This window comes from Microbispora corallina (assembly GCF_016863035.1).
GTDB lineage: Bacteria > Actinomycetota > Actinomycetes > Streptosporangiales > Streptosporangiaceae > Microbispora > Microbispora corallina.
In genome coordinates, this window is the sequence record NZ_BOOC01000025.1 from 1 (window position 1) to 11,324 (window position 11,324).

At 67.5% G+C, this 11,324-nt stretch carries 5 protein-coding genes; 1 reads left to right on the forward strand and 4 read right to left on the reverse strand.

Annotated elements, in window-relative coordinates; translation table 11 throughout:
• Positions 1 to 204: 204 nt before the first annotated feature.
• The 4 genes from asnB to Mco01_RS23425 form a co-directional block, all read right to left on the reverse strand.
• On the reverse strand, positions 205 to 2,121 hold the full coding sequence (gene asnB / locus Mco01_RS23410) for an asparagine synthase (glutamine-hydrolyzing) (RefSeq protein ID WP_204059055.1): 1,917 nt from the start codon (positions 2,119 to 2,121) through the stop codon (positions 205 to 207).
• A gap of 644 nt (positions 2,122 to 2,765) precedes the next feature.
• Entirely contained in the window at positions 2,766 to 3,431 is a 666-nt protein-coding gene (locus Mco01_RS23415) for a YdcF family protein (RefSeq protein ID WP_239103860.1), read from the reverse strand.
• A gap of 77 nt (positions 3,432 to 3,508) precedes the next feature.
• Positions 3,509 to 5,071, reverse strand: coding sequence for a Rieske 2Fe-2S domain-containing protein (locus tag Mco01_RS23420; RefSeq protein WP_204059056.1), 1,563 nt, complete (start codon positions 5,069 to 5,071; stop codon positions 3,509 to 3,511).
• Positions 5,072 to 5,296: 225 nt separating this feature from the next.
• On the reverse strand, positions 5,297 to 8,134 hold the full coding sequence (locus tag Mco01_RS23425) for a DUF4082 domain-containing protein (protein ID WP_239103861.1): 2,838 nt from the start codon (positions 8,132 to 8,134) through the stop codon (positions 5,297 to 5,299).
• A gap of 1,136 nt (positions 8,135 to 9,270) precedes the next feature.
• On the opposite strand from Mco01_RS23425, the gene Mco01_RS23430 reads away from it, so the two are divergent.
• Complete coding sequence (locus Mco01_RS23430) at positions 9,271 to 11,244, forward strand: DUF4082 domain-containing protein (protein WP_204059058.1); 1,974 nt, start codon at positions 9,271 to 9,273, stop codon at positions 11,242 to 11,244.
• Positions 11,245 to 11,324: the final 80 nt, after the last annotated feature.

Genomic DNA, 11,324 nt, shown 5'->3' on the forward strand with positions numbered 1-11,324 from the left:
TCAACGCCTCGCTCTTGCAGTTCCTGCGCGAGCAGGGTCAGTTGCCGCTCCGCGCCTCCCAGTCCCAGTTGCCCGTTCAGGAGCGCGACGCGACGGAGGCTGGCTTGCTTTCTCGCAGGCACGGCGGACTCTCCCCTTGCTGCTTTCTCTGCTGGTTGATCGTGCTCGTCGGGCGCCGCGAAAGACCGGCGGTCTTCGGGCCCGTCAAATGTCCGCGGGAGGGCAGTGAGCCTCGACCCCGACGAGCTCACTCGCCTCGGCGTGCGCTCGGTGCCACAGCTCGAACTGAATCAGGGTCCACAGGCGGGCGCTGTGGTCGGCGCCGGCCGCGTGCCCGCTGAGGAGATCCCGCACAACCTCTGGCCGGAACAGGCCCCTGCCCCGCGCGGTGTCGTCGGTCAGCACGTCATGAGCGAGGTCGCGCAGCTCGCCGCGGAGCCACGCGGCGAGCGGAACCCCGAACCCCCGCTTCGGATAGTCCAGCAGCTCAGGCGGCAGCCACGAGGCGACCGCGCGCTTGAGCAACATCTTGGTCCGGCCGCCACGGACGTGCAGTTTGGGAGGAAGCGCCGCTGCCCATTCCATCAGGCGCTGGTCCAGGAACGGCGATCTCGCCTCCAGAGAGTTGGCCATCGTGGTGATGTCCACCTTGACCAGGAGGTCGCCGGGCAGGTAACTCATGACGTCCACATCGAGGATCCGCCCGAGGTCGGTGCCCGCGGAGGAGTCACGGTAGATCGCGTCGAGGAGCAGGTGACTGTCCGTGTCCGTCAGCCGGTCACGCAGCGCGTCGCCGTAGATCTCGGCCTTCTGCTCGGAAGTGAAGCAGGACATGAGGCCGGCGTAGCGGCGGGAGGGCTGCTGCGCGGCGAACCGCATCAGCCGGCCGAGACGACGGGAGAAGGACCGGGAGTGGCTCCGCCGGATGATGAGGTCGCCGGTCCGCGTGGACATGGCCGCGAGCGGTCGAGGCAGGGCCGGGATCCTCCCGGCCTGGTTCATCAGGGCGTACCGCTGGTAGCCGCCGAAGGATTCGTCGCCTCCGTCGCCGTTGAGCACGACGGTGACGTGTTTCCGGCTCAGCTGGGCGACGTAGAAGCTGGGGATCGCCGAGGAGTCGGCGAAGGGTTCGTCGAAGTGCCAGGCCAGGCGGGGCAGGATGTCGAGCAGCTCGGCGGACACCACCAACTCGTGGTGGTCCGTGCCGTACCGCTCGGCGACCATGCGGGCCTTGCCCCGCTCGTCGTAACGGCTGTCCTCGAATCCGATGCAGAAGGTCTTCACTGGTTCGGAGCTCTGCATGGCCATGGCCGCGACGACGGCGGAGGAGTCGATGCCGCCGGAGAGGAAGGCGCCGATCGGACGCTCGCTGACCATGCGGATTCTGGTCGCCTCCAGCAGGAGCTCCCGGAGCTGTTCCTCGGCCTCCCGCTGGTCCACCGGTTTGCGGGCGGTCCGGTCGAGACTCCAGTAGCGGCGTACGGTGACCTTGCCTCGTTCCCAGATGAGGATGTGACCTGGCGAGAGCTTCTGCACCCCCTCGTAGATCGACCAGGGAGCGGGGACGTACTGGTAGGTCAGGTAGTGGTGCAGAGCGACGAGATCGATGTCGCGGGACATGCGGGGGTCCTGGGCGAGGGATTTGAGCTCGGAGGCGAAGTGGATGGTGGTGCCGTCGGCTCGCCAGTACAGGGGTTTCTTGCCGACGCGGTCCCTGGCGAGGATGAGGCGCTGACGAGTGCGGTCCCAGATGGCGAAGGCGAACATGCCGCGAAGGTGGTGGACGAGGTCCGTTCCGTGTTCTTCGTAGAGATGGACGAGGGTCTCTGAGTCGCCTCGGCCACGGAGGCGGTGGCCCTTGGCGACGAGTTCGCGCCGGAGCTGCGGGTAGTTGTAGATTTCGCCGTTGAAGACGGCGACGACGCTGCCGTCCTCGTTGCGGACGGGCTGGTCGCCGGTGGCGACGTCGATGATGGCCAGGCGGCGCATGCCGAGTGAGGCGTGCTGGTCGTCGTGGTAACCGGCGCCGTCGGGACCGCGGTGGACGATCACATTGCACATACGCCGGACCAGGTCGGGGTCCGGGACAAGGGTGGACGCCGTTCCGGCTATTCCGCACATCGATTCTCCTGTTGCTGCTTGCAAGGGTTCGGACGCCGCGGTCGCCGACGGGTCACATCACACCGCGAACGAGTACAGGCCGCGGTGACGCTCGATGGAGACGGAACTCCAAGGCCGTCGCCTCGGCGCCGGTCTCGCAGAGGATCTCGGTGAACCGCCCGTCACCGGTGCAGCATTCGAGCACGTGCCGCCCGCGCGGTTGCCCGGGTTGCCCGTGACACCGCGGGCAGCGGAGCTCGAACCACCCTCGCATTCCGGTGCCCGCGTCTTCGCGAACGCACTTCGATAGAGCCATTCGGGTCGCCTGTCTACGAGAAGAAAGACGGCGGCCGTGCCGCTGTCTCGCCATCGATATGGATTCCACCCCGGGACCGCCGGTCTTTTCCGGTCAGGCACGCCGGTTCCACCAGAGGACGGCGGGGCACGCCCTCGGGCATCCCGGGTCCTGCGAGCACCATCGCCGAAACACCGGAGCCGATTCGGCCCTACGGGTGTCAGTTTTGGTTGCGTGACGGCCGCCGACGGGGACCGCCGTGCAGGTGCGGTGGTGTCCTTGCCGCGGTTTTACGCGCTTCCGACGCGTTTTCATGTCGTGTAACTGCGCGTCTGAATGCGGTCCTGGCGGGCTGGCCGGCCCGGCGGCTCTAGACCAGGGACCTGCTGTCGAATCCGGCGCGAAGGAGGGCCTTGTAGGCGGAGTGCACGACCTCCGGTACTTCTTGCGCGATCGCGAATCCGCGCTCGGGATACTCGATGACGCGCTGCAGGTCGCCCACGAGCATGTCGATCACGAGCCTCTCGTCACCGATGGCCTTGGCGTACTCGTCCAGCGTCCACGGCTCGGAGGCGCACACGACTTCCACTTCGGGCCACAGCTTGCGGGTGGTGGCGTACGAGCGCCGCTCCATGTACGGCTTGGAGATGAGCAGCACCGACTGCGGACGGACCCCGGTGGCGGCCAGGACCTGACGTGACAGGGTGATGTTTTCTCCGGTGTTGGTGGCACCCGGCTCAAGCAGGATCACCTCGTCCGGGACGCCGAGTCGCAGGGCGTGCTCGCGATAGTGCACGGCCTCGCCGCGAGGGAACCGGGCGAGCGTCCCCGGGCTGTTGCCCCCGCTGAAGACCAGGCGGGGGAACAGCCCCTCGTGGTACAGCCGGGCGGCGTGCCCGGCCACGCCGAGGTCGTGGCTGCCCAGGCCGATGGCCACGTCGCAGGGCCGAGGCGAGTGGCCCATCCGGTGGTAGTCCCAGATGAGCTTCGCCTGCCGCCGGTGCTGTTCGGTGATGGCCTGCCGGTCGCCGTTCACGGTAGCTCCTGGTCGTGATCGTGGAGGCGCGGGCTCAGCCCGCGCCGGATGCCCTCGATACCGCGCAGCGGTCGTGCTCAGGACGCCGTGATCTCACGGGTCGTCAGGGGGTTGCAGCGTGCGTTCACGCATTCCCCTGTGGCCAGGTCGAAGGTGAAGAAGTGGCCGAGGCATTGGACCTTGCCGTCCTCGATGACAGCGCCCTCGGACAGGTCCTCACCCGCGTGCGGGCAGTACCTGGCGATCTCGAACGTCCGGTCGCCGTCGGTGACGACGATGCGATCGCCCTCGTCCCTGCCGGTCTCGTATTCCTCGATGGCCTGCAGGGCCGGTGCGTTGGCGTGCTTCAGCAGCCCGACCAGGTAGCCGTTGAACACGTCGGGGTCGCGGTGGAGGCGCATCCGCAGGGACAGCAGCAGGTCCTCCCATGCGAGCTCGCCGGCCAGGATCGGTTCGACCCAGCGTCCCTGCACGCTGATCGTGTAACCGGGCCGCTCGGTGGTCGCGGGGCCGATGGCCAGGCCGTCCGCGTTCATCCGGACGTCCCAGACGCCGCCGTTGGGTCCCGTGATCTCGAAACGCACCGTCATGTCGATGTGCTTGAGGAAGTACGTGCTGAGCGAGCCCAGCCGGACGAAGTGGTTGACGAAGCGCTCAGGGAAGTCGGGGCCCGGTTCGGGGTACTCGACGTGGAGCTTCTCGAGGATCTCCGCCCGGTCCTCGGCGTAGCGCTGGATGTACTCCTCGACTCCCTCGGTGAAGCTGAACCGCGCCGATACGGGGTCCCGCGTCACCTCGAGGGTCTCCAGATCGAGCCGGTCGCCTGGCTTCAGCGTCTGGAAGACCTGTCTGGGCAGGTGCTCGCTCAGCCAGCTCCTCGCGGCCTCCGGGTGGACGAAGGCTCCGTTCTCGGTGTCCAGCACCCAGTTGACGTCGCGCAACTCGGGGTCCAGGAAGCAGGGCGGGCCGGCGAAGGGGATGGCCAGCTCCGCCCCGGTGGCGCGGATCAGGCGCTGGACGGAGACCAGCTTGGCGATTCGCTTCTCCATGGCGATGCGCCGTTCCTCCTCCTCGTCGTAGGAGTAACGCATCGGATGCCAGGTCGCCGAGGAGGCCTGAACGGCCATGACGTCGAGCCGGCCGCCCGCCATGTGCTTGGCGCGGCGGGTCTGCGACGCGATCAGCTTGGCGTCGTTGCAATTCAGCACCGACCTGCCCTCGGCCACGATGAGGAACGCCGAATCGTGGTAGAGCGGAGACGGCTGGGGAATCGTGGTGATCCATGATTCCCCGTCGTTCAGGGTGAACCGCTCCCAGGGCGCGATTTTGACGATATTCGTGACGCCGGTCTCCCGGATTCGATCGATGAGCGTGTCCGACGGATATGTGGGGATCAGCACCGTGGTCTCGTCGCTGAGCTGTTCGAGGAACCAGAAGTCCATGTGGTCGAGATGTTCATGCGAAATCGCCACATAAGTCGCCGAGGTCAGGCTCTTGACGTCTATATGATCGTTGCGGGGGAACTGGAACCATGATCCCATGTAGGCGCCGTGCGGGCTCATCCACGGGTCGAACACCAGGGTGAACGCGGATGCCTCGACGGCGAGCCCGGCGTGGCCGATGGAGGTGAGGGTTGCCATATTCCTCGGTTTTCCTTACTCGGGCATTCGTCACTTCGACGAAAATATGTATGCCCGCTAGGTCATCAGGTGATTACTCTCCGGCGTCGCAGTAAATCACGCCTGTCAAGCGGCCGTGAGGGTGCCCTGCAACCACGGACTAAGTTCTGAGTAAATATTCACAATGCCGTTTCGCCCGGCTCCGACGGCGAGTTCGGGAACCGTGGTCGCCCGACGCGTAATCGACTACCGAATCGCCCCCTTGTGAGCTGCGCGGCGGAGCGCCCGGCGGGCCGCGCGGCTGGTGGTCTGGACCGGGTCGGGGTCGAACAACACGTCGACCCAGTAATTGGTGGCCTGGAAGGTGCTGGTCGGGAAGGCGTTCGTCGCGCTGTAGACATAGACCCCGTTACCGCCGTCGCTGCCGTCGGCCAGAGCGGTCAGCGGGCCGTTGGTGTACGCGGTGATGAAGTAGGGGCGGTCCACCGAGTAGAACCCGGACGTGGTGTGGTACGAGGCGACATACGTGGTGCCGGCGCTGATCGATATGGCGGGCGAGAACTCGACCTGCTGCCAGCCGCTCGCGGTCTCGTTGGTGAACGTCGCGCTCGCCAGCAACTGGCCGGTACGGGTCCACAGGCTGCCGACATGGGTTCCCGTGTTCTTCGGGCCCTTGTAGAACCTGATTCCCCGGATCTTGCCGGACCGCGAGGCCTGGAACTTGACGCCGAGGACGGTCGCCTTGCCGTCGGGCTGGGACACCGTGCTCGGTGTCGTTGTGTCGTCCCACAACGAGGTCGTGGGTGCGAAGACCACGTCGACCCAGTAATTGCTGGTCTGGTAGACACTGGTCGGGAACGCGCTCGCCGCGCCGTAGGTGTAGAGGCCGTTGCCTCCTCCGTCGCCGTTGGCCGGCGCGGTGATCAACCCGTTCGAGTACTGGGTGGTGAAGTAGGGCCTGGTCACCGAGTAGTAGCCGGGTGTGTGGTAGGAGGCGACGTAATCCACCCCGGCGGACACGAGTACCGGTGTGGAGAAGTTCACCTGCTGCCAGCCGCTGGCCGTCTCGTCGCTGAACGTCGCCTGCGCCAGCAGTTGGCCGGTCGCGCTCCACAGGCTCCCGACGTGCGTCCCGGTGTTCTGCGGCCCTTTGTAGAACCGGACGCCGGAGACGTAGCCGGGTGAGGTGGTGCGGAACCTGACGCCGAGCTCCACCGGTTTGTTGTCCGGCCAGTTCGCCTGTGCGGGCGTGGCGCCGGGCGGCCAGATCGTGCAGGGGCATCCCGCGTTGACGCCGTACGTCATCGAGGTCGGCGGGCTTTGCAGGTTCCCGAGGTCGTCGACCGCCCGCGACAGCACTGTGACGTTCTGGGACGTCGGCGTCTTCCACCGATACTGCCAGTTGCCGCGGCCCGTCGCGCGATGCCAGGTCGCGCCGCCGTCGACCGAGACCTCGACTCCGGCCACGACGCCGCCTCCGGTGTCGGCCGCCGTGCCGCTGACCGTGACGGTCGTCCCACCGGGGACCGAGGCACCGGCCGTGGGGGTGAGGATCGCCGACGTCGGCGGCGCGGTGTCGGGCGACTGCGTGGCCGGGACCAGGCCCGATTCGAGTGTGGCCGGTTGCACCCCCATCTCGGCGAAGAGGTTCACCGTCATCTGCTTCATCGAGATGTTGGTGGGGGTGCCGGGGCGGTCGTGGACGGCGTCGAGCCCCCAGGCCCACTGGGTGGTTCCCGCACCGAAGACGAGTGAGCGACTGGGGTTGCGGTAGAGCGTCAGGTGATGGACGGCGGTTCCCGCGCCGTACGTGCTGCCGTAGTCCAGCAGGTACTTGTCGTTGGTGAACACCGCCGCCTCGGAGAGCAGCACCAGTCCCGGCGGGGCGAAGCCGTTGTCCGGGGCCTCGTCCCACTCGTAGCCGAGGGTGCCCGTGGGGAAGACCACGCTTTCGCCGGGCTGGAGGTTCGCGACCGCGGTGTTGCGCCACAGCCGCATCGGCGCGTACGCCGCGGGGACGGTGATGGAGTTCGCGCTGATGCCGTTGACGCGGAAGAGCGTGCCGGTCATGCCGTTCTCCGGCCGGCCGCCGTCCGACGGCGGAGAGAAACGGGGGTCGCGCCATGTGCCGGTCCACTGCGTGCTCGGGTCGATCTTCCGGTTGGCAAGGGTCTCCTTGTAGCAGACGAGCGTGCGGAACGGAGTGCCCGAACCGTCGATGCTCGTCTCCCACCTCGTCTTCCAGAACGACTCGTTGCCGGAGAAGAAGGTGACGTTCACGCCGTTGTTCATCGCGCTGACGACGTTCGTCCGCATCTCATTCGACCAGTACTCGTCGTGCCCGGACGACATGAAGATCTTGTGATTGAGCAACTGTGCGGGGCGCGTGGCCGTATCGACGTTGGCGGTGTAGGCGACGTCGTAGCTGTTCAGCTCGAGCCACCTGACCATCGGGTACTCCGAGTCGAAGAAGTAGCTCTCCGATCGGTCGGCGCGCAGGACGAACGGACGGTTGTAGCTGACCTTGAAGGCGCGGCCCGCCGGACTGCCCTGATAGAGGCTGTTGCCGCCGTAGGTGTTGTACGCCTGCCAGGTGGCGTCCGAGGTCTGCACGAGGATGTCCGAGTTACGGGCGTCGTTGCGTACGACGAAGATGTACTGACTGACGCCGCTGGTGCCGTCGGTCCTGACGAAGTTGGCGAGGTAGACGCCGGAGACCGCGTTCGCCGGCACCGCCCAGGACGCGGAGACGGCCCAGTTGCCGCAGTCGGTCAGTCCCGTGGCCGAGTCGCTGAGACAGGCGGGCTGCGTCTGCGGCAGGGACGCGGACGGGGTGAGAGTGGTGATCTGCCGTGCTCCCAATCCCTGGTAGTAGCCCACGCGGTAGATGTCGATCCGGTAGGAGGTGACGTTCGGTGCGGACACCTTGAACTGCTGGGTCTCTCCGGCGTTGACGCTCATCTGGGTGGCGAAGCCGACGATCGCGCTGCTGCCCGCACCCGGCACGTCCCACTGGGACGGCGGGGTGCCCGGCAGGCTGTTCTCCAGGCAGATGATCGAGCTCGGCGGACACGCCGCACGCAAGGCCCGGGTACGGGCGCCGTGTGTGCCGCGCCCTTTCCGGCCGCTCCCGGCGGTCGCCGCCGGAGTGGGAAGCGGGGACCGGGAGACGGCGACTCCGGACGGAGACGGCGCCGGTGCCCCGCCTGCGGTGGGAACCGGCTGAGCGGGCGCACCGCCGGAGGGAGAGCTTTCGGGGGAGGCGCCGGACGAGGGGTCGTGAGGTCCGCCGGGAGAGGCTTCGGCAAAGTCGCCAGGGGAAAGGTCGCGAGGGTCGCCGGTTGAAGCCGCCGCAGGATGGCTGTCCCCGGGGCTGTCGTCGGGGCTGTCGTCGGGGCTGTCGTCGGGGCTGTCGTGAGGCACGGTGCCGGGGGAGACGCCGGGTGGGATCTCCACGATCTGCGCGCCGTCCGTGCCACCCCCGCCGTTCCCGGCATGTGGGGGAGCCCAGGCGGCCAGGAGCAGGACGGTCGTCGCCGCGCACACCGCTCCGGCCGTCCGCGTGGCCGCGGCCCGCCCTTTCCGGATCGGGCCGTTCCCGTTCCCCGAACTTCGCATGCCCACTCCACAACGAAATGGCGTGACCGGGGGAGGTGACGCAGGATAGCGGTCGGCGAACCTCGGGGTGACATCTCGCTATCGGCGAGTTCCCGGCCGATGTGAAAACATCTCCCCGTCATCCCGCCAGTCACATGTGTGGCGCCACAATATTGACAAATGTGCCATATTTCCCCGTTCGGGCCGTTTATCCAGCGGGAAAGCGGGAGTGGTGATCAGTGAAGGCTCAGGGTAGCGTCAACGCCGAGTCGGCGTTCGGGCAGCTCATGGCCGATCTCCCATAGATCATCGGCACAGGTGTGGCAATCAAGGAGCTCGGCCGTCCTATTCCGCGAGATCGTCGTACACCTCTTCGGTCCTGCCGGCTCGCGGTTCCAATACATTGACAACCCGCATTTGGTCGGTTCTCGCGGCGCGGGGGCGGGGAGCGTCGATTCGCATATAAGTCCCACAAGGCGTGCGTTCGCACCATCATGCTAGGTAGGTCGGAAATGAATGGCTCAGCCGCCGACAGACACGGGCGCGAGCCCGCAGCGGGGGACGGAACCCACGAACGCCGTCGCCGCGGTCTGTTCCGCAAGGCCCGTCGTCACCGGTTCGCGGTGGTTCTCGTCGCCACCCTCACCGCGGGCGCCGTCGTCGCGACGCCGGGGCAGGCCGTCGCGGCCCCGTCGCTGTCCCTCGGCCGCGCGGCGTCCTACGCTGTGCTGGCCTCGGTCTCGGTGACCAACACCGATTCCACTCAGGTCACGGGCAACCTCGGGGTGAGCCCCGGCACCTCGCTGAGCGGTTTCCCGCCTGGCACCGTCAGCGGGTCCGTCCACGTTGGCGACACCGCCGCCGCGAACGCGAGGGCCGACGCGGTCGCGGCGCGCAATCAGATCATCGGACTGTCCTCCACAGCCTCCATCGGGCCTGAGCTCGGTGAGACGACCAGAACCCCCGGCGTATACGAGTCGACCACCGATGACTTCTCGATCAACGGAACCCTCACGCTCGACGCGCAGAGCGACCCCGACGCGGTCTTCGTGTTCCGGGCCTCGACTCTCACCGTCGGCAGATCGAGCAACATCGCACTGGTCGGCGGCGCGCAGGAAGACAACGTGTACTGGCAGCTCGACGACACCGTTTCGCTGGGCATGTATCCCACCTTCCGGGGCAACGTCCTCGCCTCCGGCGACATCTCGGTGGGTCCCGTTTCGGCGGTCTACGGCCGGATGTTCTCCCTTGGCGGCACGGTCGCCATCACGGGGACCACCAGCATCCCGGCCACGCGCATCACCGTGCCGGACAACCCGCCCACGACCACGACTCTCACGTCCTCTCCCAACCCGTCGACGACGGGGCAGGCGGTCACCTTCACCGCCACCGTCCAGGCGCAGTCCGGCTCGGTCGTGCCGGCCGGAGACGTGGCCTTCAAGGACAACGGCGTGGTCATCGGCAAGGACCAGCACTACCAGGGCCATCCCGCCACGTTGACAACATCGGGGCTCTCACCGGGACAGCACCGGATCACCGCCGTCTACCTCGGCGGGCCCACGTTCGACCACGAGGCCGTCATCTACTTCGCGCCCAGCACGTCGCCCGAACTCGTGCAGTCCGTGTCGAGCACCAGCCTGTGGAGCGGCAGCGCGACGCCGGCCGTCGCCTCCCAGAACGATCCGAATTCCGTCGTGCTAGGAGTGAAGTTCCGCTCCACGCAGGACGGCCTGATCACCGGCATCAAGTTCTACAAAGGCGCGCAGAACACCGGAACCCACACCGGCAGCTTATGGGCGGCCGACGGCCGGCGGCTCGCGAGCGTCACCTTCACGAACGAGACCGCGTCCGGCTGGCAGCGCATGGACTTCGATTCCCCCGTCGCCATCTCCGCGAACACGACGTACATCGCCTCCTACCACACGACGTCGGGGTTCTACTCGGTCACCCGGGACTACTTCACCTCCCCGTACGTCAACGCGCCGCTGACCGCCCTCGCCGACGGGTCCTCGGGTGGGAACGGCGTGTACGCCTACAGCCCGGCCGACACCTTCCCCGTCAACTCCCACCGCTCCTCGAACTACTGGGTCGACGTCATGTTCACCCCGGCGCAGACCCTGTGGGACGACGGGACGGACCCGGCCGTCGGCTCGCAGAGCGACGCGAACCCCGTGGTGCTCGGCGTGAAGTTCCAGTCGACCCAGGCCGGCAGGGTCATCGCCGTCCGGTTCCGCAAGAGCCCGCAGAACACCGGCACCCACATCGGCAGCCTCTGGACGGCCGGCGGGGCCAAGCTCGCGAGCGTGACCTTCACCGACGAGACCCCGGCGGGGTGGCAGCAGGCGAACTTCGCCACACCCGTCGCCATCTCCGCGAACACGACCTACGTCGTGTCGTACCACACGACTGCGGGGCGCTACTCGGTCGACCGGAACTACTTCGACTCCCAGCACGTCAAAGGCGCCCTCGTCGGCCTCGGCAACGACGTCTCGGGCGGCAACGGCGTGTACACCTACAGCGCGACCGACACCTTCCCCGTGAGCTCGTACCGCGCCTCGAACTACTGGGTCCAGCCCGTGGTCCAGTACGGAAGCTGACGCCCGGCCCCGGCGCGTAAGGCTTGCTCAATGAAATCCCCACGACGGGCGGTCCCGGGCCTTCCGGGCCGCCCGTCCGA